This is a genomic window from Nocardiopsis sp. N85 (assembly GCF_028882275.1).
GTDB lineage: Bacteria > Actinomycetota > Actinomycetes > Streptosporangiales > Streptosporangiaceae > Nocardiopsis > Nocardiopsis lambiniae.
In genome coordinates, this window is sequence record NZ_JARBUT010000023.1 from 20641 (window position 1) to 47208 (window position 26568).

General features: G+C 70.8%; 29 protein-coding genes and 1 pseudogene. 17 read left to right on the plus strand and 13 right to left on the minus strand.

Annotated elements, in window-relative coordinates; all coding sequences use genetic code 11:
* Positions 1-45 precede the first annotated feature (45 nt).
* Positions 46-507: a hypothetical protein gene (locus PWG71_RS24525; RefSeq protein ID WP_274812349.1), complete on the minus strand. Its 462-nt coding sequence runs from the start codon at positions 505-507 to the stop codon at positions 46-48.
* 810 nt (positions 508-1317) lie between these two features.
* Here PWG71_RS24525 and PWG71_RS24530 point away from each other — a divergent pair.
* Positions 1318-1926, plus strand: a complete 609-nt coding sequence (locus PWG71_RS24530; RefSeq protein ID WP_274812350.1) for a Scr1 family TA system antitoxin-like transcriptional regulator — start codon at positions 1318-1320, stop codon at positions 1924-1926.
* A gap of 82 nt (positions 1927-2008) precedes the next feature.
* Here the strand turns inward: PWG71_RS24530 and PWG71_RS24535 are convergent, their stop codons facing one another.
* From PWG71_RS24535 to PWG71_RS24550, 4 genes are read right to left on the minus strand one after another with little or no spacing between them, the layout of a single operon-like run.
* Positions 2009-2998, minus strand: a complete 990-nt coding sequence (locus PWG71_RS24535; RefSeq protein ID WP_274812351.1) for a Bug family tripartite tricarboxylate transporter substrate binding protein — start codon at positions 2996-2998, stop codon at positions 2009-2011.
* Positions 2999-3034: 36 nt separating this feature from the next.
* Positions 3035-4585: a tripartite tricarboxylate transporter permease gene (locus PWG71_RS24540; protein ID WP_274812352.1), complete on the minus strand. Its 1551-nt coding sequence runs from the start codon at positions 4583-4585 to the stop codon at positions 3035-3037.
* A gap of 24 nt (positions 4586-4609) precedes the next feature.
* Positions 4610-5284: a tripartite tricarboxylate transporter TctB family protein gene (locus tag PWG71_RS24545; RefSeq protein WP_274812353.1), complete on the minus strand. Its 675-nt coding sequence runs from the start codon at positions 5282-5284 to the stop codon at positions 4610-4612.
* Positions 5281-6333 (minus strand): tripartite tricarboxylate transporter substrate binding protein, encoded by a 1053-nt coding sequence (locus tag PWG71_RS24550; RefSeq protein ID WP_274812354.1) that lies wholly within the window; start codon positions 6331-6333, stop codon positions 5281-5283. The genes PWG71_RS24545 and PWG71_RS24550 overlap by 4 nt, the downstream gene beginning before the upstream one ends.
* Positions 6334-6501: 168 nt before the next feature.
* On the opposite strand from PWG71_RS24550, the gene PWG71_RS24555 reads away from it, so the two are divergent.
* Both PWG71_RS24555 and PWG71_RS24560 read left to right on the plus strand, forming a co-directional pair.
* Positions 6502-8124: a sensor histidine kinase gene (locus tag PWG71_RS24555; RefSeq protein ID WP_274812355.1), complete on the plus strand. Its 1623-nt coding sequence runs from the start codon at positions 6502-6504 to the stop codon at positions 8122-8124.
* 49 nt (positions 8125-8173) lie between these two features.
* The gene (locus tag PWG71_RS24560; RefSeq protein WP_274812356.1) at positions 8174-8956 is read left to right on the plus strand and encodes a response regulator; all 783 of its coding nucleotides are present in this window, start codon (positions 8174-8176) and stop codon (positions 8954-8956) included.
* Between the two features lie 115 nt (positions 8957-9071).
* On the opposite strand, the gene bla is transcribed toward PWG71_RS24560, so the two are convergent.
* On the minus strand, positions 9072-10013 hold the full coding sequence (bla, locus tag PWG71_RS24565; RefSeq protein ID WP_274812357.1) for a class A beta-lactamase: 942 nt from the start codon (positions 10011-10013) through the stop codon (positions 9072-9074).
* 110 nt (positions 10014-10123) lie between these two features.
* Here bla and PWG71_RS24570 point away from each other — a divergent pair, with 110 nt between their 5' ends.
* The 3 genes and pseudogenes from PWG71_RS24570 to PWG71_RS24580 all read left to right on the plus strand — a co-directional run.
* Positions 10124-10975: a helix-turn-helix domain-containing protein gene (locus PWG71_RS24570; protein ID WP_274812358.1), complete on the plus strand. Its 852-nt coding sequence runs from the start codon at positions 10124-10126 to the stop codon at positions 10973-10975.
* Positions 10972-11190 carry a DUF397 domain-containing protein gene (locus PWG71_RS24575; protein ID WP_274812359.1) on the plus strand — a complete coding sequence of 73 codons (219 nt, stop codon included), beginning with the start codon at positions 10972-10974 and terminating at the stop codon, positions 11188-11190. The genes PWG71_RS24570 and PWG71_RS24575 overlap by 4 nt, the downstream gene beginning before the upstream one ends.
* 36 nt (positions 11191-11226) lie before the next feature.
* Positions 11227-11448: pseudogene (locus tag PWG71_RS24580) on the plus strand (integrase core domain-containing protein); the annotation flags it as partial.
* 48 nt (positions 11449-11496) lie between these two features.
* Here the strand turns inward: PWG71_RS24580 and PWG71_RS24585 are convergent.
* The 5 genes from PWG71_RS24585 to PWG71_RS24605 all read right to left on the minus strand — a co-directional run bounded on the left by PWG71_RS24585 (position 11497) and on the right by PWG71_RS24605 (position 14740).
* A complete protein-coding gene (locus PWG71_RS24585) occupies positions 11497-12606 on the minus strand; it encodes a protein-L-isoaspartate O-methyltransferase family protein (RefSeq protein ID WP_274812360.1) in 1110 nt (369 codons plus the stop codon).
* 144 nt (positions 12607-12750) lie between these two features.
* Entirely contained in the window at positions 12751-13026 is a 276-nt protein-coding gene (locus PWG71_RS24590; RefSeq protein WP_274812361.1) for a hypothetical protein, read from the minus strand.
* 90 nt (positions 13027-13116) lie between these two features.
* Positions 13117-13968 (minus strand): helix-turn-helix domain-containing protein, encoded by an 852-nt coding sequence (locus PWG71_RS24595; RefSeq protein WP_274812362.1) that lies wholly within the window; start codon positions 13966-13968, stop codon positions 13117-13119.
* Between the two features lie 27 nt (positions 13969-13995).
* A complete protein-coding gene (locus PWG71_RS24600; RefSeq protein ID WP_274812364.1) occupies positions 13996-14523 on the minus strand; it encodes a DUF6879 family protein in 528 nt (175 codons plus the stop codon).
* Complete coding sequence (locus PWG71_RS24605; protein ID WP_274812365.1) at positions 14498-14740, minus strand: hypothetical protein; 243 nt, start codon at positions 14738-14740, stop codon at positions 14498-14500. Before PWG71_RS24605 ends, PWG71_RS24600 begins: the two co-directional genes overlap by 26 nt.
* A gap of 417 nt (positions 14741-15157) precedes the next feature.
* On the opposite strand from PWG71_RS24605, the gene PWG71_RS24610 reads away from it, so the two are divergent.
* Genes PWG71_RS24610 through PWG71_RS24625 form a run of 4 tightly spaced genes read left to right on the plus strand, consistent with a single transcriptional unit; the run spans position 15158 to position 18050 of the window.
* Positions 15158-15802 carry a HemK2/MTQ2 family protein methyltransferase gene (locus PWG71_RS24610; protein ID WP_274812434.1) on the plus strand — a complete coding sequence of 215 codons (645 nt, stop codon included), beginning with the start codon at positions 15158-15160 and terminating at the stop codon, positions 15800-15802.
* Positions 15795-15995 (plus strand): CDGSH iron-sulfur domain-containing protein, encoded by a 201-nt coding sequence (locus PWG71_RS24615; RefSeq protein WP_274812366.1) that lies wholly within the window; start codon positions 15795-15797, stop codon positions 15993-15995. The genes PWG71_RS24610 and PWG71_RS24615 overlap by 8 nt, the downstream gene beginning before the upstream one ends.
* Before the next feature lie 10 nt (positions 15996-16005).
* Entirely contained in the window at positions 16006-17007 is a 1002-nt protein-coding gene (locus PWG71_RS24620) for an iron-containing redox enzyme family protein (protein ID WP_274812367.1), read from the plus strand.
* Positions 17004-18050 carry an L-histidine N(alpha)-methyltransferase gene (locus PWG71_RS24625; RefSeq protein ID WP_274812369.1) on the plus strand — a complete coding sequence of 349 codons (1047 nt, stop codon included), beginning with the start codon at positions 17004-17006 and terminating at the stop codon, positions 18048-18050. Before PWG71_RS24620 ends, PWG71_RS24625 begins: the two co-directional genes overlap by 4 nt.
* A gap of 16 nt (positions 18051-18066) precedes the next feature.
* Here the strand turns inward: PWG71_RS24625 and PWG71_RS24630 are convergent, their stop codons facing one another.
* Both PWG71_RS24630 and PWG71_RS24635 read right to left on the minus strand, forming a co-directional pair.
* Complete coding sequence (locus tag PWG71_RS24630; protein ID WP_274812370.1) at positions 18067-18675, minus strand: flavodoxin family protein; 609 nt, start codon at positions 18673-18675, stop codon at positions 18067-18069.
* A gap of 196 nt (positions 18676-18871) precedes the next feature.
* Complete coding sequence (locus tag PWG71_RS24635; RefSeq protein WP_274812371.1) at positions 18872-19927, minus strand: LacI family DNA-binding transcriptional regulator; 1056 nt, start codon at positions 19925-19927, stop codon at positions 18872-18874.
* A 342-nt stretch (positions 19928-20269) separates the two neighbouring features.
* Between PWG71_RS24635 and PWG71_RS24640 the strand changes: the two genes are divergently transcribed.
* From PWG71_RS24640 to PWG71_RS24670, 7 genes are all read left to right on the plus strand, one after another.
* Positions 20270-21787 (plus strand): sugar ABC transporter ATP-binding protein, encoded by a 1518-nt coding sequence (locus PWG71_RS24640; protein WP_274812372.1) that lies wholly within the window; start codon positions 20270-20272, stop codon positions 21785-21787.
* Complete coding sequence (locus tag PWG71_RS24645) at positions 21784-22833, plus strand: ABC transporter permease (RefSeq protein ID WP_274812374.1); 1050 nt, start codon at positions 21784-21786, stop codon at positions 22831-22833. Before PWG71_RS24640 ends, PWG71_RS24645 begins: the two co-directional genes overlap by 4 nt.
* A complete protein-coding gene (locus PWG71_RS24650; RefSeq protein WP_274812375.1) occupies positions 22817-23902 on the plus strand; it encodes an ABC transporter permease in 1086 nt (361 codons plus the stop codon). Before PWG71_RS24645 ends, PWG71_RS24650 begins: the two co-directional genes overlap by 17 nt.
* Complete coding sequence (rhaS, locus tag PWG71_RS24655) at positions 23899-24963, plus strand: rhamnose ABC transporter substrate-binding protein (RefSeq protein WP_274812376.1); 1065 nt, start codon at positions 23899-23901, stop codon at positions 24961-24963. Before PWG71_RS24650 ends, rhaS begins: the two co-directional genes overlap by 4 nt.
* A gap of 30 nt (positions 24964-24993) precedes the next feature.
* Positions 24994-25311, plus strand: coding sequence for an L-rhamnose mutarotase (locus PWG71_RS24660; protein WP_274812378.1), 318 nt, complete (start codon positions 24994-24996; stop codon positions 25309-25311).
* Between the two features lie 176 nt (positions 25312-25487).
* The gene (locus PWG71_RS24665) at positions 25488-25865 is read left to right on the plus strand and encodes a DUF1304 domain-containing protein (protein ID WP_274812379.1); all 378 of its coding nucleotides are present in this window, start codon (positions 25488-25490) and stop codon (positions 25863-25865) included.
* A 197-nt stretch (positions 25866-26062) separates the two neighbouring features.
* Positions 26063-26383, plus strand: a complete 321-nt coding sequence (locus PWG71_RS24670; RefSeq protein ID WP_274812380.1) for a putative quinol monooxygenase — start codon at positions 26063-26065, stop codon at positions 26381-26383.
* The last annotated feature ends 185 nt before the right edge of the window (positions 26384-26568 follow it).

The window sequence follows — 26568 nt, forward strand, 5'->3', positions numbered from 1 at the left end:
CTCCCATCGCCCGTGGCTTCCGCTCGGCCGGGTGCCACGGGCTTTTCAGTTCTCCTGAGGGGCGGCGTTGACGCAGTACACGTGTGCGTGAACGTCGGGTTCGTGTTCGAGGAGGTGGTCCATGGTCTCCCAGAACAGGGGCGGCCACGGGTGGGGGAGGGCCCTGTCCCGGTCGAGGCGGTCCCCGTGGAAGGGGTCGCCCTCATGGAATCGCGCCGCCTGTACGAGCGAGCACGCGGGAACGGGGGCGCCCTCCACCGGCCCGACACGGCAGCCGAAGGTCGTCCGCTTGGGGCTGGGCTCCAGGGGGCTGCCGTTCCATACGTCGTCCATGACCACGTCGACGTAGGTCTCGTGCACCCCGCCGTGGTCGTAGAGCGAGGCGTAGTAGATGGCGAACGCGCCGTGCTCATTGTTGAGGAATCCGCAGATCCGCAGGTGCTCGGAACCGCAGTGGTCACATGCGGAGGGGGTGACCTGGCGGTCCGGGTCGATTCTCAGGTGCATCCTGGGATTCTTCCATCCCGCGCCGACACCACCCCGTCAGCCGTATGAGGTCGCCCATCCGCCCGAAGCAGGAATCGCTTTCTCTCGCCCCAGGGGGCTGGGGGAGGAATCCCCTCTGTTCCAGGCCAATGTGGATAAAGGCCGCACACATCTGCCTCGCCCCGCCTTGGAGCGTGAGCGTGCACGTGCGTGCTGACTCCGGCCGCTGGGTCCTGACGGCTTGTCTTGAGCCAGTGCCGGTTCTCATGCCACAGTGTCCGGAGGCATCGGCTTGAGTCGCGCCGCAGTGAACATAACGTGGAGATAACGTCCCGCGTTTGCTCAGGTCGTGAACTGTGAGCCCCGCGCACACGGGGATGGGACGTGGTGACCAGGGCCCGGAAGGGGCGGGACCACGTGAGCCCCGCGCACACGGGGATGGGACGCAGCTCCCGGTCCTGGTGCTGCTGCCGCGCGGGTGAGCCCCGCGCACACGGGGATGGGACCTTTTGGTAGGGGCCACGGCTTCCCGTCGCCCCGGTCCGCATCTGGCGGGCGGCCGACATTCCTCGGGAGTGAATGACGGCAAGCGGCAGAGAGGCCCGCTGGTCCCCGCGGCCAGCGACCTTCTCGTCCGAACCTGCTCCGTCGCCACCTTCATCGCCGCCTGCCGCCAGGACTTCGAGGGGTCGCAGGTCTTCCTGGAAGAGCGCGTCTGCATGGCTGCAAACGATGTCGTCAGGGTTGATCGGGTCTAGCTTTCAGAACTTTCATGAAAACTATTGAAACAACTACGCTGCGTGCCTATGCCCTTACGTGAAGGAGGGGCGCATGGGTGACGCGACCGTTGGGCGGCGACGCCTGGGGATGGATCTCCGCAGGCTGCGTGAACAGCGAGAGATGACCAACGCGCAGGTGGCCCGGGAGTCCGGGTTGTCCGAAGCCACGCTCAGCCGGATCGAGAACGGCAAGCGGGTCGTCAAGCCGAGCGAGCTTCGCGTCCTCATGGACCTGTCCGAGGTGACCGATGCCCAGCAGCGCGAACGGTTCGCCGCGATGTCGAGGCACACCGCCGAGGAGAACTGGCGGGACGACTACGATGACGTCCTGCCCTCCGGTCCGGGAAGCTACGTCGGGCTGGAGGCGGAGGCCGACCGGTTGCGGAGCCACCACCCGAGCGTCATCCACGCGCTGCTCGCCACCGAGGACTACGCCCGGGCGGTGACGCGGGCGACCCTCCCCGCCTCCGGTGGTTCGCAGCAGCACATCGACCGGTTGGTCGAGCTGAAAGTTCAGCGTCGCCACGTGCTGGAGCGCAGGAAATGGCGCTCCCCGACGGCTGCACCGTCATCTACAACATCCTGGACCGCTCGATCATCAAGGGGAGCCTGTCCGGAGAGCGCCGCCCGGCGGCTGCGCGCCGAACTCGTCTGGCTCTGACCGGCGGCCGGGGCCGGCGTCCGCGACGGGCCCCGGCCCCGCTTCGACGCGAGCCGGGCAGGATGCCCCGGCGGAGCCGGGCTCAGGCCAGGCCGATGCGCTCCAGGGTCCGCCCGGTGCGCTCGTCCTCCGCGGCGAGGAACGCGGCGAACTCCTCACCCGCCAGGTAGGCGTCGGTCCACCGGTTGCGCGTCAGGCGCTCCTCCCACTCCGGTGAGGCGTGTACCCGCTCCACCAGCGCCAGCAGCCACGCGAGGTCGTCGTCGGCCAGGCCGGGCGGGGCCAACAGCCCGCGCCAGTTCATGAACTCCAGGTCGATCCCGGCCTGCGTCAGCGTCGGCGCGTCGATTCCCGGGTCCGGCTCCGGCCCCGTCAGCGCCAGGACCCGCAGCTGGCCGGAGTCGATCGCGGCGCGCTGCTCGCTCGGCCCCGCGGCGGCGAAGTCGACCGCGTGGCCCATCAGCGCGGCCTGCATCGGGCCGCCGCCGTCGTAGGAGCGGTACACCACGTCGGCGGGGGCGATGCCCAGTTCCTCCGCCAACAGCATGATCACCAGGTGGTCGGGCCCCGCCGGGGTCGATCCGCCGCCGACCCGCATCGTGCCCGGGGACGCCCGCCAGGCCCGCACCACGTCGTCGATGGTCGCGTACTCCGAGTCGGCCGGGACCAGCAGTACCTCGGGCACCTCGATCAGGCGGGCCAGCGCGGTGGCCTCGGTGACCGAGTCGGCGGCGGAGTCGACGTGGGTGTTGGCCACAAGGCCCAGCCCCATCTGCAACAGCAGGTCCGCCGTGCCGCGCTCGTACACCAGGCGGGCCAGCGCGGCGGTTCCCGTGCTCCCCGCCAGATTGAAGACCGCCATGTCGGAGACCGCCCCGATCTCCTCGATCACGGCCGCCAGGGTCCGGGCGGTGTGGTCGAACCCGCCGCCCGGCGGGGTCGGCACCATGATCCGCATCGTGTCCTGCCGTCCGGGCTCCCGGCAGCCCGCCAGGGCCAGGGCGAGGCCGGCGGCCAGGACGGCACGGCGACTCATCGCGTGCGTCCCGGCCATCCGGTCGTACTCGTCCACTCCGCCCGCTTCTTCCTCGTGCTCCTCGACCGTCCGTCAACCCCGTGGCGTCGGGGTCCGCTCCTCCGACCCGTCCACGGGCGCCGACACCTCGGCGGGCGTGCCCGCGGCCGGGCGCCGCCGCACCACGCGCACCAGGGACGGCAGCAGCGACAGCACGGCCAGGACCAGCAGACCGGCCGAGATCGGCTCGGTGACGAACACCGACCACTCACCGCCGGAGATCTGTAGTGCCCGCCGCATGTTCGTCTCCATCAGACCACCCAGGATCAGACCCAGGATCAGCGGGGCTGCCGGGAAGTCGTTGCGCCGCATCAGGAAGCCGATCGCGCCGAACGCGGCCAGCAGCCCCAGGTCGAACACGCTGAAGCTGAGCCCGTACACGCCCACCACGCAGAATACGACGACCAGCGGGAGGAGCATCGTCCTGGGCGTGTTGAGGACCTTGGCGAACACCGGGATCAGCGGCAGGTTCAGGACCAGCAGCACCACGGTGCCCAGGTACATCGACGCCACCACGCCCCAGAACATGCCGGGGTTGTCGGTCAGCATCGTCGGTCCCGGCTGCACACCGAGCACCATCAGCGCGCCCAGCAGGATGGCCGTCGTGCCCGATCCCGGCACACCCAGGGTCATCAGCGGCACGAACGACCCCACCGCCGCGGCGTTGTTGGCCGCCTCGGGCGCGGCCACGCCCTTCAGGTTGCCCTGTCCGAAGGACTTCCCGTCACGGGCGATCTTCTTCTCCATGGAGTACGCCAGGAAGGAGGCCACCGTGGCCCCGGCCCCGGGCAGGACACCGGTGAAGAACCCCAGCACCGAGGAGCGCAGCGTGGGTGGGGTGATCCTGGCCAGCTCACCGCGGGACAGCCGCAGCGAGGTCACGGCCTTGCGCACGCCGCCCTTCCCGCGCCGGTTGAGCATCACCAGCACCTCGGCCAGCGCGAACACGCCCAGCGCCACGATGAGGAACTCCACGCCCTCGTACAGCTCCGGTCGGTCGAAGGTGAACCGGGTGATGGCGGTCTGGGAGTCGATGCCCACCAGGGCGACGATCACACCGACCACCGCCGAGATCAGACCCTTGGTCAGGTTGCGCCCGCCCAGGGACACCACCGCGGTCAACCCCAGCACCATCAGCGCGAAGTACTCGGTGGGACCGAAGCTGACGGCGAACGACGCCAGGCTCGGGGCGATGGCCATCAGGCCCACGACGCCGATGGTTCCGCCGACGAACGACGAGACCGCCGCGATCGCCAGTGCCTTGCCCGCCTGGCCCTTGAGGGCCATCGGATAGCCGTCGAAGGAGGTGGCGACCGTTCCGGCCACACCCGGTGCGTTGAGCAGGATGGACGAGGTCGATCCGCCGAAGATCGCCCCGTAGTACACCCCGGCCAGCATGATGATCGCCGAGGTGGGATCCATGCCGTAGGCGATGGGGATCATCAGCGCGATCGCGCTCATCGGCCCCAGCCCCGGCAGGATGCCGATGATCGTTCCGGCCAGGACGCCGATGAAGACGTAGAGCAGGTTCTCCGGGGTCAGCGCGATACTGAACCCGTACAGGAGTTGGTCGAGCATGCCCATGAGTGGGAATTCCTTGGTTTCGGGTCAGAAGGGGAGCAGGCCGTTCGGCAGCGCCACGTTCAGGCCCCACGTCATGCCCGCGTAGAGCGCGAACGGCAGGGCGATGGCGACCACGGCGTTGACCAGGTGGCGGCGGTAGCCGAGATACCAGGTCATCGATCCCAGGTAGAGGGCGGTGGCCAGGATGAACCCCAGGAATTCGAACAGGGCGACGTAGGCCACCAGAGCGGCGACGAACAGACCGATCTCCAGCCGGGTGTCCTCGAAGCGGCCCAGCCGGGCCTCGCCCTTCGACGTGTCCGCGGCCACGTCGGCGGCCGTGTCCACGGTCTCGGCGTCCGCCGTCCCCCCGGCCGCCCCCTCGGCGGCCCCCTCCGTCGGGGCGGCCTCGGGCTCCCCGTCCACCTGGGGACGCTGGAAGAACAGCAGTACCGCCAGCACCAGCAGCACCACGCCCAGCCAGCGCGGCAGGGTCGAGGGCTGGACCGGGACGTCCACCGCCGTGTAGTCGGGCATCTGGAACGCCAGTACCAGGTAACCGATCGCGAACAGCGCGATCGCGACGCCCAGCGTGCGCGGCGAGAACCGGAACGCCCGCTCCGGCAGGACGGGGACCCGCGGTCCCCAGGGCTTCCGGGGGCGGCCCGAAGCCGCCCCCACCGCCGGCGCGCTCCCGCGCTCCGTGCTCTTCTCGCTCACTGGAGGCCGACCTCGGTCAGGATCTCGGCGAACTCGCCACGGGTGTCGTCCAGGAACACCCCGAACTCCTCACTGCCCTGGTAGGCGTCCGTCCAGCCCAGACGGGCGGACTCCTCCTTCCACGCCTCGGTCTCCATGAGGTCCGCGAAGAGGGTCTCGTGGTAGGCGACCTGCTCCTCGGTCAGGTCCGCCGGGCCCATCACGCCGCGCCAGATGTCGAAGGTGAAGTCGACGTCCTGCTCCACCAGGGTCGGCACCTCCGCCACGGCGTCCACGCGCTCGGCCGAGGAGACGCCCACCGCGCGCAGGTCGCCCGACTCCAGCATGCCCAGGGCCTCTCCGACACCCACCACGGCCGCGTCCACGTGACCGCCCAGCAGGGAGGTCAGGGCCTCGCCCCCGCCGTCGAAGGGGATGTAGTTGGCCTGGGTGGCGTCGGCTCCGGCGGCCTGGAGGGCGCCGGCCAGGGCGACGTGGTCCATGCTGCCGGGGCCGGAGCCGCCGCCGACGCTCAGGTCGCCCGACTCCACCTGCTCGGCCAGGCCGGCGAAGGTCTCGATGTCGGAGTCGGCCGCCACGAGGTAGACCATGTAGTCGGTCGCAAGGCGGGCGATCGGTGTGAAGTCGTTGTGGTCGTGGTCGGAGTCGCCGGCCATCGGCACCAGCAGGATGGGCGGGCTGGTCACGAACAGCTTGTGCGGGTCGCCGGCGTTGTTGGCGATGTAACCCCAGCCGATGGCGCCGCCGGCACCCGGCTTGTTGACCACCTGGGGTGAGTGGTCGACCAGCCCCTCCTCCTCCAGCAGGCGGGCGCTGGTGCGGGCGAGGGTGTCCCAGCCGCCGCCGGTGGCGGCCGGCGCGGTGATCTCGATCGCCTGGGTCGGGGCCCAGCTCCCGTCCTCGGCGACGCCGTCGTCGGTACCGCCGCAGGCGGTGAGCATCAGGGGCAGGGCCGCGGTGACCGCGACCGCGCGGAGCCCGAGGGTGCGGCGGAACGTGCCCGAACCAGGGGCACCGGGACTGACATGCGTCTTCGTCAGGCGAGACATGATTTCTCCGTAGGGGATGTGGCCGGGTATGTTCCGGTTGTGTGTGATGCAACACACAGGCAAGCAGAGGGAAACACGGGTGAAAAGCGTTGTGTCTTTTGTGCGGGCATTGGTCCTAAGGAACGTTGTGGTCGTTGTGTTCACGCGGGCGCAGAGGGCGGCGCACTGATGAGGTTCGGGGCGCCGCGCACGACGCTGGCCGGGCAGTTCCTCGCACTCCAGCTGGTCATCGTGGTCACCGTGCTGGTCATGGTCGCCGCCGTGTCCATGGCCCAGTCCGACGCCCGCCTGCGCCAGACCGAGAGCCGCCGCATGCTCTCGGTCGCCGAGAGCACCGCCGCACGCGACATCATCCGCGCGGGGCTGGAGACCTCCGGCCACCCGGAGGTGCTGGCGCCCCATGTCGAGAGCGTCCGCGCGCTCTCCAGCGCCGACCACCTCGTCGTCCACGACAGGGACGGCCGGGCCCTGACCCTGGCCCCCGGCCCCGAGGGCGAGGAGTCCCAGGACGACCCGGGCCTCGCCTCGGCCCTGCGCGGCCGCGCCTGGACCGGCGTGACCGAGATCGAGGGTGACCGCGCCGTGGTCGCGGCGGTCCCGGTCATCGGCGAGGGCGGCACCATCCTCGGCGTCGTGGTCGCGGGCGTGGACTACCCCGGAACGTGGGAGCTCCTGGCCCTGGCCACCCCCAATCTCCTGGTCTACCTGGGCATCGCCAGCGTGACCGGGGTGGCCGGGTCCCTGCTGCTGTCCCGCCGGGTCAAACGTCAGACCCTGGGCCTGGAGCCCGACCAGATCGCACGGCTGGTCGAACACCGCGAGGCCATGCTGCACGGCATCAAGGAGGGTGTCCTGGGGCTGGACGCGGGTCACCGGGTCACGCTGGCCAACGACGCCGCGGTCCGTCTGCTCGGCCTGCCGCCCGACTGCGTCGGCGCCACCCTGGCCGACCTGGACGTGGGCGGTGAGCTGGAGGACGTGCTCCTGGGCCGGGTCCAGGGGCGCGACACCGTCGTGGCGCTGGGCGACCGGCTGGTCGCCCTCAACCGCATGCCGCTGATGACCGCGGGGCGCGCCGACGGATCCGTGACGACGATGCGCGACCGCACCGACCTGGTCGAACTCCAGCACGAACTGGACACCAGCCAGACCACCACCGAGACCCTGCGTGCCCAGGCGCACGAGTTCAGCAACCGGCTGCACGTCATCTCCGGGCTGCTGGAGCTGCGCGAGTACGGTGAGGCCGCCAAGTACGTCAGCCAGGTCGGCGGGGCCCGAGCCCAGCTCAGCGCCGACGTCACCGGCCGTGTCAACGATCCCTCGCTGGCCGCGCTGCTCATCGCCAAGACCAGCCTGGCCGACGAACAGCGCACACGGCTGCGCGTCTCCCCGCGGACCGGCCTGGACCCGGTGTCGGAGGAGCTGTCCGACGACCTGGTCACCGTCGTGGCCAACCTGATCGACAACGCCCTGGACGCCGTCGCCCCGACCAGCAGGGGCGCCGAGCGTCCCTGGGTCGAGGTCGAGGTCGTCGGCGGTGGCGGAGATCCGGTCCGCGTCGCGGTCCGCGACTCCGGGCCGGGCGTGCCCAGCGAACTCGCCGGTGAGGTGTTCCAGCACGGATTCACGACCAAGGGCGGATCAGGGCGAAAACGCGGCCTGGGACTGGCCATCGTCGGACTGGTCTGCGCGCGCCGGGGCGGGTCGGCGACCGTCTCCGGTTCGGAGTTCGTCGCCGTCCTGAACGAGAGCCCGACCGACAGCCCGTCCGAGCCCGAAGGAACGACCTGATGCCGACCATCCCCCACCGCCCGGGACGGCACCACACCGGAGGTACACGTTGAACGCGCCAGAGGCGACGGCAGACCGGACCACGGATCCGCAGGTCAGAACGCTCATCGTCGACGACGACTTCATGGTCGCGCGGGTCCACCGCGGTCTGGTGGAGCGCGTCCCCGGCTTCACCGTCGTCGGTGAGGCCATGACGGGGGCCGAGGCGCTGGAGATGGTCTCCCGGCTGCGCCCGGACCTGGTCCTGCTGGACATCTACCTGCCCGACATGAACGGCATCGAAGTGCTGCGCGGCCTGCGCGGATCCGGCGGCGTGGATCTGCCGGAGGTGGACGTCCTGGTCATCACCGCGGCCAGGGACAGCGCCACCGTCCGCCGCGCGCTGCGCGGCGGGGCGGTGCAGTACCTCATCAAGCCGTTCGAGCCCGCGGTCCTGATCGAGCGGCTGCGTGACTACGCCCGGCTGCGCCGCGACCTGGAGAACAGCGGCGCGGCCGACCAGGAGGCCGTCGACCGGGCGTTCGGCGCGGCCCGGCCGGCGGGCCGGGCACCCGGCCGGACGGCCGAGGCCATGCCCAAGGGGCTGACCAGGCAGACCGCCGACCTGGTGGAGCGGGCGCTGCGCGAGCGCGCGGCCCGGTCCGGAGACGCGGGATCCGGGGATGGGGGCGCCGAGGACCTGTCGGCGACCGAGTGCGCCGCCCTCACCGGGATCTCCCGGGTCAGCGCCCGCCGCTACCTGGAGTTCTTCGCCGACTCCGGGCGCGTGGGGGTGCGGCTGCGCTACGGGACGGCCGGCCGTCCCGAACGGCGGTACCTCTGGTCGGGGTGAGCGCCCCGCCGGGAGACCGGGGAGCGGATCCACCCGGTGGGCCGCGTAGGCGAAGCCCGAGGCCCGGCACACAGGCCGACCGGTCCGGTGCCCTTCACGGGCACCGGACCGGCCGTCAGCCCAGGGCTTCGACCGCCAGTTCGGCGGCCCTCGCGATGAGGGCGTCGTCGTGGACCGCGCCCGCCTCGTCGCGTCCGGACATGACCGCCAGGACGACGGGGTCGCCCTCCGGCGGCCACAGCACACCGATGTCGTGTCGGGTCCCGTAGCCGCACGCCCCGGACTTGTCCCCGACCTCCCACCCCTCGGGGGCCCCGGCTCGGATCAGGTCGTCGCCGGTGGTGTTGGCGCGCATCATGGTGACGAGGATGTCGCGTTTGTCCTCCGGTAGGACGTCGCCCAGGGTGAACGCGCGCAGGCCGGTGGCCATCGCGCGCGGGGTGCTGGTGTCGCGTGGGTCGCCCGGGACCGCCTCCGCCATCTCCGGTGCGATCCGGTCCACGCTGGTGACGTCGTCGCCGATCCCGCGCAGGGCCTCGCCCAGCCCTTCCGGTCCGCCCAGTTCCTCGAAGAGCAGGTTGGAGGCGGTGTTGTCGCTGTGGCGCAGCGCGGCGTCGCCGATCTCGCGAAGCGTCATGCCGGTGGACACGTGCTCCCGGGTGACGGGGGAGTGGAAGACCAGGTCGGCCTCGGAGAAGGTGACGACCCGGTCGAGTTCGTCGATGGGCGTCCGGTCGAGTACCGCGCCGAAGGCCAGGACCTTGAAGGTGGAGCAGTAGGCGAACCGCTCGTCGGCCCGGAACTCCAGCGCCTGCTCCGTGCCGGTGTCGAGCGCGTAGACGCCGAGCCGGGCGTCGAACTCCTCCTCCAGGCGGGTGAACTCGGCGTCCGCCCGGAGGGGAGGGGGCGGATCGGACGGCAGGGCGGGCTCGACGGCCGACGGCGGCGCGGCGGTCGGGACGGTGGGGACGTCGGGGGGCGAGCAGCCGGTGAGCGGGGCCAGCGCGACCGGAGCCAGCGCCGCCAACGCAACGTGTCGAGTCGTGGACCACGGCACCGCGCAACACCTTCTCCCCGTATGTGGACGGTGACTCTCAGAAGTCTCACGGTTGTCGGGTGCGCTGTCGACGATGCCGGCGGCACGGCGTGTACGCCGAGGAGGTCCGGATGGCGAGTCCAACGATCGGCCGCAGGCTGCTCGGGATGGAGTTGGGCAAGCCGCGTGAGCAGAACGAGCTCACGATGCGGCGTGTCGCGGAGGACTCCGGGCTTTCCGAGCCGACGCTCGGCCGCGTCGAGAACGGTCAGCGAGTTCTCAAGCAGGTGGAGCTGCGGGGACTGCTGGATCTGTACGGGGTGAGGGATCCCGTTCAACAACAGCGGCTCCAGGACATGGCCAAGGTCGCCGCCGAGGATGCCTGGTGGGACCGTTACGACGACGTTCTGCCCTCAGGCCTGGGCAGTGACGCCGGCTTGGAAGCCGAGGCCGTGGCGCTGCGGTCCTACTCCGATCGGCTCATCCACGGGCTCTTGCAGATGGCCGACCGCTGTCGGGCCGTCATCCGTGCCGGCGATCACCGTGCCGGCGAGGAATCGGTGGAGAGCCGGGTTCGATCGCGCATGCAGCGGCAGGAGGTTCTGCGCGAGCGGCGCCCTCCACTTTTGCGCTCGATCATCGACGAGTCGGCCATCCGCAGGCCGATCGGCGGGGCCACGATGGCGGCCCGGCTGAGGCACCTCGCGGAGGCGGCCGGGGCCCCGGATGTCCCGGTGCAGGTCGTGCTCTTCTCGCTCGGCGCTCATGCCGGGGTGGACGGTCACCTCACCCTGCTGGAGTTCGATGATTCCGAGGTGCGGCAGCACGTCTACGTCGAGTCCCCGGCCGGGAACATCCTCATTCAGAAGCGGCGGACGGTGGCAGAATTCCGTGAGCGCTTCGACCGGTCGCAGATGGAACCGCTGTCGCCGCAGGAGTCCTCGGCTCTCATCGAGAAGGCCGCGGAGAAGCACGAAAGATGAGAAGACCTACCCCCGACCTTTCCAGTGCGCGCTGGTTCAAGGCCCAGGCGAGCGAAGGCTCCAAGGGCTGCGTGGAGGTGGCGCATCTGGAGGAGGGCACTGTGGTGCGGGCTTCCAAGGACCCGCAGGTGGGCGTGCTGTTCTTCACCCCGCACGCGTGGGAGTGCTTCCTCGACGGGGCGTACAGGGGCGAGTTCGCCCGGCCCGCTCGGTAACCGAGAAGACCGTCGCCCGGGACGTCATCGAGTTGACGCCCATGCCGCCCCTACCGGCCCCAGACCAACGGCAAGGTCGAACGGTTCAACCGCACCCTGGTCGATGAATGGGCCTACGCCCGCCCCTACACCTCAGAGGCCGAGAAGCGGGAGGCGTTCACCGGATGGTTGCACGAGGACGATCACCACCGGTTCCACACCGCGATCAGCGGCCCTCCCGCCTCCCGCGTACCTGACCTCTCAGGGCAGTACATCTAGCGCGTGGTGGGGCCGGTGCTCGCGATGAGCACCGGCCCGGCCCCCGCTTCAATACGAGCCCGGTGCGTGCTTCCACGCCCCGAGTGAGCCGGCCCGCACGCGGCATGTCCCATCCGGCGGGCCGACCTCCAGTGAGAACTCCTCCAGGTCGGGCGCGTTCGCCTGGGACAGCCGTTGGTGAGCGTCGTCCAGCCGCTCCGCCAGCGGCAGGCTCCCACCGCCGGTGACCGATCCGTCCGGCCACAGGTACGCCCACGACCCGTCCGGCGCGCCCAGGTACACGATCCGGCCGTGACCGCCGTTGAACGGACGCAGCCCCAGACCGACGCGCACACCCGGGAGCATCAGCATGAGCCGGGTCAGCAGATCGCGTTCGACCACTTCACCGGAGGTGAAGGGCACGACCGTGGTCGTCTCCGGCCGATGGCCCACCCCGGGGAAGTCCCCGTCGGGGACGCGCTGGGTACGGTCATGCATGAACATGGCGTCGCACACGAACGGCCCCGAGGCGTGTCCCTCCTCGGTTTTGACCAGCGCTGCCACGGGTGTGCGCTGCCAGTCCGACGAGGCCGCCCACGGGGTGACGACCACCGCGCCCGGCCCGATGCGTGCGAGCCATTCCGGGGGAACACGGCTGACGGCGCAGGTGGCGATGACCGCGTCGTGGGCGTCGGCTTCCGGCGGCAGAACGTCGTTGACGACTCGGACCCCGGTCCCCTCCAGCCGCGTCCGCGCGTGTGCCGCCACGTCGGGGTCGATCTCCACGGTCGTGACTCGGCCGGTGGGTCCCACCAGGGAGGACAGGATCGCGGCGTTCCAGCCGCTTCCCGTACCGATCTCCAGGACGGACATGCCCGGCTCGACACGGGCGGCGGCGATCATGTCCGCCATGAGCTGCGGTGCGGACGACGACGAACCGGGTTCGTTGCGCGGCCCCGCACCCCCGTCGTTGGCCTGGATGGTCACCGCGTCCTGCGCGTAGACGATCCGGGCCCACCGCTCCGGATCGGCGTTACGGAACAGCGGCAGGTCGGTCGCGCTCGGCCACACCATGTCAGGGATGAACCGGTGCCGGGGACGGTCCGCGAAAGCGGCGCGGATCGTGTCGGAGGCCTCCAGAGCGGTGACGAGCCGTTCGTGCATGTCGTCGAGTTCCACTACTCCACTTCCCCGGTTCCGTTGCAGCCGGGGCAGGTCATGAGAACCTCCTGGCTGTCCCAGTCATCCTTCTTCTTTCCGTCGCGTTCGGCGATGACGGTGCCGTCACCCCTGCACATCGAGCATTTCTCGGCCATCGAGACCTCACAGTCGGGAGAGGAACGGGCCCGGGTACCCGGGATCCGGGGGGAACGGGCGACCGAAGCGCGGTCCGGGCGCCTCCAGTGCGGCCACGAACGACTCCAGGGTGGGCTCGATGATCGTGGGCGCGGTCAGGCCGCACGGGGATCGGTCGCAGGCCACCCACAGGTCACCGTTGTGGTGGATGGTGTACCGGTCGCCGTAGTGTCGGCGCACGGCGGCGAGCGCCGTTCGGGTGGGGTCGGTCTGTGCGGCATCGGGCTCGGGGGTGTCCTTCACGGGGGCGTCCGATCTGTGTCCGGGGCTCTGTTCAGGACACTACGGAGTGTGGTTCAGGAGAGTCGAGCTTGTTGCATGAAGTTGCATAAACTAATCGAGCGCTTCGATGGCCGAGGTGATCAGCGCCCGCGCCTCGGGTCCGTACACGGCGTGCTTCTGGAGGCGTCCGAACGCCTTGATGTAGGTCTCCACCTCGGTGGGGGCCTGGATGGCCGGTTCCGCGGTGGTGAGTTCGACGCGCACGAGGTGGTCGTCATAGACGGTGAAGGCCTCCAGCGGCCACACGAGACGCCGTGCCGCGAAGGGGATGATCCCGACGGAGACGTTCGGCAGGGACATGGCGGACAGCAGGTGTCCGAGCTGCCCCGCCATCACTTCCGTTTCGCCCATGCGATAGCGCAGGACGGACTCTTCGAGCACCATCGAGAAGCGGTGCCCCCCGCGCCTGAGGATGCGCGAGCGGTCCATACGGGCCTCCACCGCCGCCTCGACGTCCTGGTCATCGTCGCCGTCGAGATCGGTGATGGCGCTGAAGAGCGCGGTGATGTAACCGGATGTCCGAAGGAACCCGGGAACCACGTTCGGGCTGTAGATCCGGAAGAGCCCGGTCTGTTCGTACAGCGGAACGTAGGACTCCTGGAGGCGGCGCAGCCCGGCCCGCTGCTTGCGCCGCCACTCCACGTACAGCGACTCGGCGTTCCTGGAGGCCGCGACGAGGTCCTCCGCCTGCCCGTCCGCACCACAGGCCCGGCACCACGCCCGGATGTCGGCGTCGGAAGGGGGTGTCTTCGCGTTCTCGATACGGGAGGACTTCGACTTGTTCCAGTCGCACCGGGCGGCGAGTTCGACACCTGTCAGCCCGGCGTCCAGGCGGATTTCCTTCAGTCGGGATGCGACGGCCTCACGGGCCGCCTGGGCGCTGGATCTGGACGAGGAGGGCACGAGCGGGCAATCCGGTGGTCGAAGGGGTCAGAGGGCGAATTCTTCGTGGGGGACGGCTCGTTCCCACACGGCTTCGAAGGCGGAGGAGCACGACTCGGCCAGCTTCGGGTCTTCGGTGATCTCTTCTTCGAGCCACCGTCCGTCGCCCGTGAAGTGGTTGACATGGGTGACCCGGCCGTCGAAGAGCCAGAAGTCGTTGCCGGGCAGGGCGAGGTCGGTGGCCCGGCGGCGTGGGAGCCAGCGTACGTGTTCCCCGGCGAGGATGTTCCCCGGGGTCCCCGCGTGTTCGTAGCGGATGTACTCGGTCACCGGCATGGAGACGATGCGCGCACGGCGCACCAGGACCCCTCGTGCGGTGGAGTCGGCGACCGACTGGTGAAAGGGCGGCCACCAGGCGTCCCGGTCGTCCCAGTCGTCGCGGTGCCCGGAACGCCTCCACTTCTCGAAGCCCTCGATCTCCCCGTCGATGTTGTAGACGTCGCGCATCTCCAGGTGGACGGCGGAGTCTCGGCGGGAGGCGAACAGCTCGTCAAAGGTGGGCGCGTTCCGCGTCATCGCAGGCCTTCCTCGGAATCTCGATCATGCGGGCGGGGAGGCGCACGACCGCCTCGTGGTCGGGGAGGTAGCCCGGTTCCCGGCAGACCGACAGGGTGTCCTCATCGGCCTTCCATCCCTGGATGACCGGATCGGCCGTGGACGGCTCCACGAAGACCGTCGGTGATCCCTTGGTGTCCGACCCGGGGTCCTTGCCGATGAACTTCAATGTCGTCATGGATGCATTCCTCTCACGTTGGTTGCATCCGGTTGCACGACCATCCCGTGTGATCACTCCGTGTGTCAAGGCCATGGCCGTATAAGGACGGCGGAGTTCCTCTCCGAGATGTCCGGGACGGGACGAAGGGGGCACCGGGAGGTGACTCCTCAGACGCTCGAAACCGCAGTGGCCGCACACGGAGGGGCGATCTGGCCGTCCGGTTCACCTCCCGGAACATGTACGGGAGGTGCGGGCGCGCCGAAAGGATTCGGCCCGCGCCCGGGAAAGTCGATCGTGCCGCATCGGGTTCGGCGCGGATCGCTCGCGTGGACCGGAGAACGCCGGGAATCACCCACGGTCACCGGCCATCACCCAGAAGACGCGCAGGGGCGATTGGCGGAGTGGAGACCGGGTAGTGGTCGTCCCATGCTGCTCATGAGGCTGCCGGGCGTCTACCGGACACAGCACGACACCTCGTTGCTCCGTGCGGTGCTGCGCCGCCACGGCCGGGTCGCCGGCCGCTCGGTGCTGGACGTGGGATCGGGGACCGGTGCCCTGGGCATCGAGGCCTTCCGCGCCGGCGCGGCCAGCGTCACCTCGGTCGACCTGTCACGGCGTTCGGTCCTGACGAGCTGGGTCAACAGCCGACTGCACGGCATCCCGGCGACGGTCCGGCGCGGTGACCTGTTCGCCCCCGTGGCCCCGCGGCGCTTCGACCTCGTGCTCGCCAACCCGCCCTACGTGCCCGCCCCCGCACCACGGCCGCCCCGCCACCGGATGGCGAGGTGCTGGGACGCGGGACCGGACGGGCGGTTCCTGCTGGACCGCATCTGCGCGGGGGCGTCCTCGGTGCTCAGCGAGGACGGCGCGCTCCTGCTCGTGCAGTCCGAACTCGCCGACGAGCAGGCCACCCTGGAACGGCTGGAGAAGGCCGGCCTGGTGCCCGCCGTCCTCGCCAGGGGCCGCGTCCCGTTCGGACCGGTGCTGCGCGCGCGGGCCCCGGCACTGCGCGCCCGCGGGCTGCTCGCCCCCGACCAGACGGAGGAGGAGCTCATGGTCATCGAGGCACGTCATGGCTGAGGCCCGCCGCCGGGTCATCGTCACCGGGGAGGGCCCGATCCTCGTCTACGGACCGGTCGACGTGGAGATGCCCGATGGAACGCGCGTGCGCAGCGACCGGGCGGTGACCGCGCTGTGCGCGTGCGGCCGCAGCCGACGCCGCCCGTTCTGCGACACCAGCCACCGCCGACGCGTACGCGACAAGGAAAGGTAGGGCGCGACCCATGACCACGACGATGCGGAGAGCGCCGGCGCTGCCCTCTCCTCGCGGCCCGATCTCCGAGGCGGTCCTGTCCGTGTTGCGCGGGAACCGTACCGGACCTCCCGACGTGGGCGGGTCCCCGCCCTACGGCGAGGACCTCCAACTGGCCCTCTACTGCTGTTACGAGCTGCACTACCGCGGGTTCGGGGAGGTCGACACCGAGCGTGAATGGGATCCCGCGCTGCTGACGATCCGGGCCGGGCTGGAACGGGTCTTCCTCGGCGCGCTCAGAGAGGACGTGCCGCCCGGCTCGGACGTCGAGGGCGAACTCGACGCACTCCTCGTCGAGCACGTCGACGCGCCCGGCGTCTCCCGGTACCTGAGCCGCGACGGGGAACCGTGGCAGCTGCGCGAGTACGTCGCGCACCGCTCGCTCTACCACCTGAAGGAGGCCGACCCGCAGACCTTCGTCATCCCGCGCCTGGACGGGCCGTGCAAAGCCGCCCTCGTGACGGTGCAGCACGACGAGTACGGCGCGGGCGACCCCGAGCGGGCGCACGCCAGGCTCTTCGCCGACATGATGACCGAACTCGGCCTCTCCGAGGCCTACGGCGCCTATCTCGACTCCGCCCCCGCCGAGACACTGGCCGAGGTCAACTTCATGTCGCTGTGCGGGCTGCACCGCGGGTTGCGCGCGATGCTGATCGGACAGTTCGCCACCGTCGAGCTCACGTCCTCGCCCGGCTCGGACCGGATGGTCAAGGCCATGCGCAGGCTGGGCTGCGGTCCGGCCGCGATCCGGTTCTACGCCGAACACGTCGAGGCCGACGCGGTGCACGAGCAGCTCCTTCGGCGCGAGGTCATCGCGCCGTTGCTGACCGCCGAACCCGCGCTGGCGCCCGACATCGTGTTCGGCATCCGCAGCAGCGTGTTCCTGGCCGCCCGGTCGGAGGAACGGCTGCTGCGCCACTGGAACCGCGGCGAGTCGAGCCTGCGCGACGGCGTGGAAGCGGGGAGACCATGACGTCCCATGGACCGGAGGACCGGCTCCGTGTCATCCCGGTCGCCGACCGGGGCGACACCGTGCCCCGGGACGTGGTCGTGCGCGACCACCTCCAGGACACACCGCCCCGGCTGCCGCCCTGGCTCGGCTACGACGCGGTCGGCTCCCGGCTGTTCGAGCAGATCACCGAGCTGCCCACCTACCACCTGACCCGTGTGGAACGCGCCCTGCTGGAGCGCCATGCCCCCGAGATCGCCGGGCTGCTCGACTGCGAGCGGATCGCGGAACTGGGCAGCGGGAGCGCGAAGAAGACGCGGCTGCTGCTGGAAAGCCACCTGCGCCTGCGGGGGACCGGCTACCTGCCGATCGACGTCGACCGGGACATGCTGCGGTCCAGCGGCGCCGCCCTGTGCGCGGAGCTGGACGGTCTGGAGGTCACGGGCCTGTGGGGACGCTACGAGGCAGGTCTCGACTGGCTGCGCACCCACGCCCCGGGACCGCTCGCGGTCGTCTTCCTCGGCAGCGGCTTCGGCAACGCCACGCGCGGGGAACGCGAGGGGCTGCTCGGCGAGATCGCCCGCACCCTGGGCCCGGGCGGGAGCTTCCTGGTCTCCGCCGACCTGGACAAGAGCCGCGAGGAACTGGAGACCTGCTACAACGACCCGGCCGGGCACTCGGCGTTCGCCGACTTCCGGCTCAACCACCTCACCCGGCTCAACGACCTCTACGGCGCCGACTTCGTGCTCGACGACTTCGTCCCGGAGGCCCACTACAACGCGGCCACCTCCACGGTGGAGGGCGTTCTTCGTGCCCGGTCCGACCAGGAGGTGCCCGTGCCGGGGCTCGGGATCACGCTGCGCGTACCGCGCGGGCGGTTCCTCAACGTCGGTTACTCGGTCAAGTTCGACGACCGGCGGCTGGTCGGCGAGGTCGAGGCGCACGGGTTCGACCTGCGGGCCCGGTGGCGGGACGACGACGCGCGGTACGGGCTCTTTCTCTTCCGCCGCCGCGGTGACCGGGCGAACGGCGCCACCCGACGCGCCGAGACGCACCGCGCCCGGTGACCGCCGTGCCCCCGGGTCAGGGCGCCGGGTAGGGGTGCTCGCGCAACCGCCGGGCGAGATGGGCCGCGTTGCGGGCCAGGGTGGCCGTCGCGGCGGCGACCGCCTCCGGTGTCCGCTCCAGGTCGATGTAGTCCTTCGGGTTCATCGCCTCGTTGTTCCAGTAGGTGCCGCCCTGGGCCGGAATGGTGAAACCGATGTCGCCGAGCGCCTGGAACAGGTCCGCGGTGATCTTGTGCGCACCGTCCTCGTTGCCGACCACCGCCGTCACGGCGACCTTGCCGAACATGCTCGGCCTGCCCTGCCCGTCGGTCTCGGACAGTTCGGCGTCCAGACGCTCCAGGACGCGCTGGGCGACACTGGACATGTGGCCGACCCAGGTGGGCGTCGACACCACCAGGATGTCCGCGTCGAGGATGCGTCGGCGGATGTCCGGCCACGCGTCACCGCCGCCCATGTCGGTCTCCACGCCGGGACGGACGTCGAAGTCGACGACGCGGACCGAGTCACCGGTGGCGCCCTGCTCGGCCAGGGCGTCGAGGACCTGTCGTGCCATCAGTTCGCTGCTCGAAGGAGCCGGCGAGGGCTTGAGGCTGCACACGAGGGCCAACGCGTTCAAGGAATCCATGCGGGATGGATACCCAACGGAACGTGTTCATCCGCCTACGCACGGCAATTTTCTGTGAAGGTGCCCGGCGGCACGTGAGCGGCGGCCGGGGGAGGCGGCGGACGAACGGTGCGCACACCACCGCGACCAGGGCCGGGCGGCCGACACGAACGCCCGGTGCGTCCCGGCGGAGCGCCCGGCGGTGCTCCGCCCCGGGTCAGCCGGTGCGGTGGACGGCGGTGGAGCCGCGCACGACCAGTTCGGGGGTGAACAGTATCCGCTCGTGGACGTGGTGCTCGGGATGGTCGAGTTCGGAGTTGAGCAGGCGCATCGCCGCCCGGCCCAGCCTGTACTTGGGCTGGGCGACCGTGGTCAGGCCGGGGTGGATCAGATCGGCGAAGTCGACGTCGTCGTACCCCATCACCGAGAGGTCGTCGGGGACCCGCAGGCCGCGTCTGCCCAGCCCCTTCATCAGGCCCAGGGCCAGCTGGTCGTTGGCGCACAGCACCGCGCTCGGCCGCTGGCGGGGGCCGCCCGCCAGCACCGCGTCCACGGCCTGTTCGCCCTGCTCGGGGTTGAGCAGGGGGCGTTCGACGACCCGCACCGCCCCCCCGGGGTCCATACCCGCCTCCGCGAAGGCCGTCCGCAGTCCCTCGTGGCGCTGCCGTACCTGTTCGATGGAGAAGGGCCCGGCCAGGAACGTCACCTGCTCGTGGCCCAGCCCGATGAGGTGCCGACCGGCGATCAGGCCGCCGGCCAGGTTGTCGACGCTGACGCTGCACCCCACGTCCTCGCCCACGTCGCCCCGGTCCAGGGCCACCCAGGCGGTGCCCTGCCGGCGCAGCCAGAGCAGGTCGGACAGATCGTCGTCGACGGGCATCACCACCGCGCCCGCGGCGCGCTGTTCGGCCAGCAGGCGGATGTTGCGGCGCTGGCGGTCGCGGGCCTCGGCGGAGTTGAGCAGGACCACGGCCAGCCCCTGGGTGACGGCCTCGTCCTCCACGCCGCGGGAGACCTCGGTGAAGAAGGGGTTGGTCACGTCCAGGACCAGCAGGCCCACCGAGCTGCTGCGGCCCGAGCGCAGGCTGCTGCCCGAGGAGTTGCGCACGTAGTCGAGTTCGGCGATGGCCGCCTCGACCCGGCGCCGGGTGGCCGAGGCCACCCGCTCGGGGCGGTTGAGCACGTTGGAGACGGTGCCGGGGGAGACGCCCGCGTGTCTGGCGACCTCGGTGATCCCCACCTTGGGGTGGGAGGGGCGGGCGCTGCTGGACAAGGGGTTCTCCCGGGCGGTCTTCGGGGGCGAGGGCCCTCGCATGGTATCGGCGTGTCCCCCGGCGGGACCGCACGGATCGCACGCTTGCGCCCCCATGGTCACACCTGGGTTGAAACGTGTCAACGAAAACGCCCTCGATGACCCCTCGTGTGTCGAAGTGTGAGGGCCTCCCAGATGCCCTCAAAGAGTGCTTCCCCGCTCCCGGTCTGGTGTTTTCCAAGGTCTCCCCTTGACGGGGGGATGTGTGCCACTTAACATCCAGTGCATATTAAAACGTTTTTGAGGTTCTGGTTCAGGGGAGTGCCCCCGAACGGAACCCCCGCACCGGAGAAGGAGGGCCACGTGGACCCATCGGAGGTCCCCCCACCCCTCGCGCTGGTCGACGTCACCAAGTCCTTCGGCAGCGTCCGCGCCCTGCGCGGGCTGTCCCTGGAACTGCGCGCGGGAGAGATCCACGCGCTCGTCGGGGAGAACGGGGCGGGTAAGTCCACCCTGGTCAAGACCATCGCGGGAGTGCACCGACCCGACACGGGCCGGATCCTGGTCGACGGAGACCCCACGGTCTTCACCGCGCCCGCCGACGCCCAGCGCGCCGGCGTCGCCGTCATCTACCAGGAGCCCACGCTCTTCCCCGACCTGAGCGTCGCCGAGAACATCTTCATCGGCCGCCAGCCGCGCACCCGCCTGGGCACCATCGACAAGGCGCGCATGCGACGCGAGACCGCCGAGGCGTTCACCCGGCTGGGCGTCGACATCGACCCCGACCGCCCGGCCAACGGCCTGTCCATCGCCGACCAGCAGCTCGTCGAGATCGCCAAGGCCATCACCCGGCGGGCGCGCGTGCTCATCATGGACGAGCCCACCGCCGCGCTGTCCGGGGTGGAGGCGCGGCGCCTCTTCACCGTCGCCCGCACCCTGCGCGACTCCGGGGCGGCGCTGCTGTTCATCTCGCACCGCTTCGACGAGGTGTTCTCGCTGTGCGACCGCATCACCGTCGTCCGCGACGGCGCGTTCGTCTCCTGCGACCCCACCGCCGAACTGGACGTCGACACCGTGGTGCGCCGCATGGTCGGCCGCGAGGTCACCAGCCTCTACCCCAAGGAGGCGGCCGAACACGGCGACGTCGTCCTCGAAGTGGAGGGCCTGACCCGCGCCGGCGTGTTCGCCGACGTGTCGTTCTCCGTGCGCACCGGTGAGATCGTCGCCCTGGCCGGGCTGGTCGGCGCCGGACGCAGCGAGGTCGTCCGCGCCGTCTTCGGCGTCGACCACTACGACGCCGGCGGTGTCCGCGTCGAGGGCGCGGCACTGCCCGCCGGCCGGCCCAAGGCCGCCATCGAGGCGGGCATGGCCCTGGTCCCCGAGGACCGGCGCCACCAGGGGCTGATCATGGAGTCCTCCATCGGCCGCAACGCCACCTCGACCCGACGCCGCGTGCTCAGCCGCTTCGGGCTGCTGCGCTCCCGCGACGAACGCGACACCGCCCGCGCCTGGGGCGAGCGCCTCAACCTCAAGTACGGCCACATCGACGACGCCGTCGCCACCCTCTCGGGCGGCAACCAGCAGAAGGTCGTCCTGGCCAAGTGGCTGTCGACCGAACCCCGCGTGCTGTTCATCGACGAGCCCACCCGCGGCATCGACGTCGGCACCAAGGCCGAGGTCCACCGCCTGCTGTCCGGCCTGGCCGGTCAGGGCCTGGCCATCGTCATGGTCTCCAGCGAACTCCCCGAGGTCCTGGGCATGGCCGACCGGGTCCTGGTCATGCACGAGGGCCGCATCACCGCCGAACTCGACCGCGCCCAGGCCGACGAGGAGTCGGTCATGTACGCGGCCACCGGACAGCGACCGAGTGAGGCCGCATGACGCACACGTCCACCGCCGTCCCCGAGTCCACGGCCGGGGAGCCGCCGGAGAACACCGGCCGCCCCGTCCGGACCCGGCGCCAGTTCCGTGAGATCGGCGTGCTCCTGGCCGTCGTCATCCTCATCACGGCCACCTGGCTGCACAACCCGGGCTTCCTGTCCACCCAGGGCGTGCGCGACCTGTTCCTGGGCGCCACCGTCCTGGTCATCCTGGCCATCGGCCAGTCCCTGGTGCTCATCACCAAGAACGTCGACCTGTCGGTCGGATCGGTCCTGGGCCTGTCGGCCTTCGGTACGGCGGCGCTCTTCGCGGCCTTCCCCGGACTGCCCGTCCCCGTCGGCATGATCGCCGGTGTGGCCATCGGCCTGCTGTGCGGCCTGTTCAACGGTCTGCTGGTCACCACCGTCAAGGTGCCCGCCCTGGTCGTCACCCTGGGCACCCTGTACATCTTCCGGGGCCTGGACCACTGGTGGGCCGGCGGATCGCAGATCAACGCCGCCGACATGCCCGCCGCGTTCCTCCGGCTCGGCCGGGTGGGCTTCCTGGGCGTCCCGCTGCCCGCGCTGGTCGCCGTCATCGTGGCCATCGCCGTCGGCGTGTACCTGTCCCACTACCGCAGCGGCCGTGAACTCTACGCCATCGGCTCCAACGCCGAGGCCGCCCGCCTGTCCGGCATCCCCGCCGGCCGACGGGTCGTGCTCGCCTTCGCCCTCAACGGGGCCCTGGCCGGACTGGCCGGCGTCCTGTTCACCGCCCGCTACGGGACCGTCGACTCCACCGTCGGCACCGGCATGGAACTCCAGGTCGTGGCCGCCGCCGTGGTCGGCGGCGTCGCCCTCACCGGTGGTGTCGGCACCATCTTCGGCGCCGTCCTGGGCGGCGTCCTGATGACCACCATCACCGCCGCCCTGCCCATCTGGCAGATCAACCCGTTCTGGCAGCAGGCCGTCGTGGGCGTGCTCATCCTCGCCGCCATCGGCCTGGACCGGCTGCTCGCGCTCCGCACGGCGCGCAGGCTTCGAGGAGGAGGTGCCCGTGGCGCCTGACAAGACCGTCCCCGCTCCCGACCGGGAGCGGATCCGCGCCACCGCGCCGGAGTCCCCGATCCGGTCGGTACTGTCCACCCAGGGCGTCCCGGTGCTGGGCGCGCTCATCGTGGTCGCCGCGATCGCCGTCCTGTTCGTGGACATGTTCGGCACCCCGCGCAACGTCAACTTCCTGGTGCTCAGCATCGCCGCGATCGCTATGATCGCCCTGCCGATGACGCTCATCGTCATCACCGGCGAGATCGACCTGTCGGTGGCCAGCACCCTGGCCCTGACCAGCGCCACCCTCGGCCTCCTCTGGGAGTCGGGGACGCCGCTGGAGACCGCGATCCCCATCGCCCTGCTCCTGGGGCTGGTCCTGGGCGCCTTCAACGGGTTCCTCGTCACCGTGTGCGGGCTGCCGTCGTTGGCCGTCACCATCGGGACCATGGCCCTGTACCGGGGCCTGGCGTACGTGCTCCTGGGCGACCGCGCCGTGGCCAGCTACCCGCAGGACTGGGTGAGCGGGGTGCGCCAGCCGTTCCTCGGTGTCCAGGGGCTGCCCTGGATCGCCGTGGCCGTCCTGGTGATGGCGCTGCTCTTCGCCGTCCTGCTGCACGTCACCGCGTTCGGCCGGTCCCTGTACGACATCGGCCACAACGCCGAGGCCGCCCGGTTCACCGGCGTCTCGGTGAAGTGGACCAAGTTCTGGCTCTTCACCCTCAGCGGCGTGGTCGCCTCCGGTGCCGGCGTCTTCTGGACCCTCCAGTACGGCACGTCCCGGGCCGACACCGCCATGGGCCTGGAGCTCCAGGTCGTCGCGGCGGTCCTGCTCGGTGGCGTGTCCATCTTCGGCGGCGTCGGATCGGTGCTCGGGGTCATGTCCGGCGTGCTGCTCCTGGGCGTCATCCGCAACGCCCTCCAACTGTTCGGCATCGGCAGCGACGTGTTGCAGATCGTCACCGGCTCCATCCTCATCGCCTCCGTCGTCACCCCCAACATCGTGGCCCGGGTGCGTTCCCGCCGCACGTCCGAGGTCCCCACCGGAACCGTCCCCGGTGACCGTCCACTCAACGGAGAAAAGTCATGACACACCGTCCCCGTCACCTCTTCCTGGCGGCCTCCGCGTTCGCCGCCGTCCTGATGACGGCCGCCTGCGGTGGGACCACCATCGACGACGCCCAGGACTCGGGCGGCACCGGCCCCACCGGCACCGCCGACCCCAACGCGGAGATCCCCGAGGGCCTGAAGATCGACTTCCTGCCCAAGCAGCTCAACAACCCCTTCTTCGACATCGTCAACACGGGCGGCACCGAGGCCGTCGACGAGCTCGGCGGCGAGGCCACCGAGCGCGGCGGCACCGAGGCCACGGCCGACTCCCAGGTCGAGTACATCAACGCCGCCAGCCAGGCCGGCAGCGACGTCATCGTCATCGCCGCCAACGACCCCGACGCGGTCTGCCCGGCCCTCAACGAGGCCCGCGACAACGGCGCCGCCATCGTCGGCTACGACTCCAACGCCAACTGCACCGACGTGTTCGTCAACCAGTCGACCACCGAACTGGTCGGCCGCACCCTGGTGGAGATGATCTCCGAGGACCTGGGCGGCGAGGGCACGTTCGCCGTCCTGTCCGCCACCCCCAACGCCACCAACCAGAACGCCTGGATCGCGGCGATGGAGGAGGTCCTGACCGAGGACGAGTACGCCGACCTGGAACTGGTCGACGTGGTCTACGGCAACGACGACGACCTCCAGTCCTTCCAGGAGATGCAGGGCCTCATCCAGGCCCACCCCGACCTGGACGGCGTGGTCTCCCCGACCACCGTCGGAGTGGCCGCCGCCGCCCGCTACATCAGCGACTCCGAGTACAAGGGCGACTTCGCCGTCACCGGTCTGGGCACCCCCAACCAGATGAGCGAGTTCGTCCACGACGGCACCGTCGACCGCTTCGCCCTGTGGAACCCGCTCGACCTGGGCTACCTCGCCGGCTACACCGGCGCCGCCCTCAAGGCCGGGCAGATCACCGGTGCGGCGGGGGAGACCTTCACGGCCGGGCGTCTGGGCGAGTACACCTTCGAGACCGACGGTGAGATCGTCCTGGGCCCGCCGCAGGTCTTCGACGCCGACAACGTCGACGACTTCGACTTCTGACGGATCCCGACCGAGGAAGGGGGGACGACCGTGCAGCGCGTCTGCTTCGTCCTGAAGGTCCGCGAGGACCGGCTGAAGGAGTACGAGGAGCGGCACGCCGCCGTCTGGCCCGAGATGCGCGAGGCGCTCACCGAGGCCGGATGGGGCAACTACTCCCTGTTCTCCGCGGGGGACGGCACGATCATCGGCTACCTGGAGACCGAGGACTTCGAACGGGCCCGTGAGCTCATGGCCCGCACCGAGGTCAACGCCCGCTGGCAGGCCGAGATGGCGCCCTTCTTCGAAGGGCTCGAAGCGGCCCCGGACGCGAGCATGGTGCCGCTGACCGAGGTCTTCCACCTGCCCTGAAGGTAGCGACCCGAGAGGTCGGGTGCGCGCACGGCGCGGCGGTCACCGTCCTGGACCGCCGCGCCGTCGCGTGCGCGCGGCCGAATCCCTCGGAGTGTCGGGGGGTCCTTCGGGCGCTCGCGGGCCAGGCTGGTACCGTTCCGTCCCGCTCCGTCCGACGTACCCGAGGTGGTCCCGTGCAGATCGTCACCGTCGTCCTCGCCGCGATCGCCGCGCTCCTCCACGTCTACATCTTCGTCCTGGAGTCGCTGCGCTGGACCGCGCCGACCACCCGCCGGATCTTCGGGACCTCGGCGGAGTCCGCCGAGACCACGCGCGAACTCGCCTACAACCAGGGCTTCTACAACCTGTTCCTGGCGATCGTCACCGTGGTCGGCCTGGCCCTGTGGGGTCCGATCCCGGCCGCCGGCACCGCCCTGATCCTGGCCGGCACCGGCTCCATGCTCGCCGCCGCCCTCGTCCTGGTCACCCGGGACGCCACCAAGACGCGCGCCGCCATGATCCAGGGGACGGCCCCCGCCCTGGCCGTCGTCTCCGTCCTGCTCACCTTCTGACCCATGGCCCTCACCACACCCGGTCGGCGCTGACGCGCGCCCGGTCGACCGCCGCGCGCGGGGTCCCCCTCCACACCGGGCCGTGGCCCGGCGGCGGCACGTCGGCGGCCCGACCCGGCCCCTGCCCTGCGAGAGTGGTGACCCGCGGGCACGGCACGGGTGCCCGACGCACAACGAGAACGAGAGGAAGGCACACGATGATCCTCATCGTCGTCAAGTTCCGGGTCGAGCCCGAGGTCGGGGACGGGTTCCTCGACGCTGTCGCCGACTTCACCGCGGCCACCCGCGCCGAACCCGGCAACCTGTGGTTCGAGTGGTCCCGCAGCGTCGAGCGCGAGAACGAGTTCGTGCTGGTCGAGGCGTTCAAGGACGGTGCGGCCGAGGCGCACGTGAACAGCGACCACTTCCGCGCCGGCCTGGCCGCGATGAGGCCGCTGCTCACCGAGACCCCGCTGATCGTCAGCCGCGCGGTCGAGGGCGAGGGCTGGGACCGGATGGGCGAACTCACCGTCGACTAGTGGTGTTCCCCTGAGTTCCCGATGCCCGGACCCGGTTCCGCGATGACGGGCACGGGGACCCGGCCGCCGTGTAAGGGCTCCGCGCGGGTGACGCGCCACGCCGCCGCGCGCGGGTTACGGGCACCTCGACGGACGATCGGTGAAGATGGCGCCGTGGACTACCCGAGTCCCATGGTTCGCTTCCC

Bases quoted from the DNA above. Each gene is read 5' to 3' on its own strand.
- PWG71_RS24525 (WP_274812349.1), bottom strand. From the start codon at position 507: ATGCACCTGAGAATCGACCCGGACCGCCAGGTCACCCCCTCCGCATGT.
- PWG71_RS24530 (WP_274812350.1), top strand. From the start codon at position 1,318: ATGGGTGACGCGACCGTTGGGCGGCGACGCCTGGGGATGGATCTCCGC.
- PWG71_RS24540 (WP_274812352.1), bottom strand. From the start codon at position 4,585: ATGGGCATGCTCGACCAACTCCTGTACGGGTTCAGTATCGCGCTGACC.
- PWG71_RS24550 (WP_274812354.1), bottom strand. From the start codon at position 6,333: ATGTCTCGCCTGACGAAGACGCATGTCAGTCCCGGTGCCCCTGGTTCG.
- PWG71_RS24555 (WP_274812355.1), top strand. From the start codon at position 6,502: ATGAGGTTCGGGGCGCCGCGCACGACGCTGGCCGGGCAGTTCCTCGCA.
- PWG71_RS24570 (WP_274812358.1), top strand. From the start codon at position 10,124: ATGGCGAGTCCAACGATCGGCCGCAGGCTGCTCGGGATGGAGTTGGGC.
- PWG71_RS24575 (WP_274812359.1), top strand. From the start codon at position 10,972: ATGAGAAGACCTACCCCCGACCTTTCCAGTGCGCGCTGGTTCAAGGCC.
- PWG71_RS24600 (WP_274812364.1), bottom strand. From the start codon at position 14,523: ATGACGCGGAACGCGCCCACCTTTGACGAGCTGTTCGCCTCCCGCCGA.
- PWG71_RS24605 (WP_274812365.1), bottom strand. From the start codon at position 14,740: ATGACGACATTGAAGTTCATCGGCAAGGACCCCGGGTCGGACACCAAG.
- PWG71_RS24610 (WP_274812434.1), top strand. From the start codon at position 15,158: ATGAGGCTGCCGGGCGTCTACCGGACACAGCACGACACCTCGTTGCTC.
- PWG71_RS24615 (WP_274812366.1), top strand. From the start codon at position 15,795: ATGGCTGAGGCCCGCCGCCGGGTCATCGTCACCGGGGAGGGCCCGATC.
- PWG71_RS24620 (WP_274812367.1), top strand. From the start codon at position 16,006: ATGACCACGACGATGCGGAGAGCGCCGGCGCTGCCCTCTCCTCGCGGC.
- PWG71_RS24625 (WP_274812369.1), top strand. From the start codon at position 17,004: ATGACGTCCCATGGACCGGAGGACCGGCTCCGTGTCATCCCGGTCGCC.
- PWG71_RS24630 (WP_274812370.1), bottom strand. From the start codon at position 18,675: ATGGATTCCTTGAACGCGTTGGCCCTCGTGTGCAGCCTCAAGCCCTCG.
- PWG71_RS24645 (WP_274812374.1), top strand. From the start codon at position 21,784: ATGACGCACACGTCCACCGCCGTCCCCGAGTCCACGGCCGGGGAGCCG.
- rhaS (WP_274812376.1), top strand. From the start codon at position 23,899: ATGACACACCGTCCCCGTCACCTCTTCCTGGCGGCCTCCGCGTTCGCC.
- PWG71_RS24670 (WP_274812380.1), top strand. From the start codon at position 26,063: ATGATCCTCATCGTCGTCAAGTTCCGGGTCGAGCCCGAGGTCGGGGAC.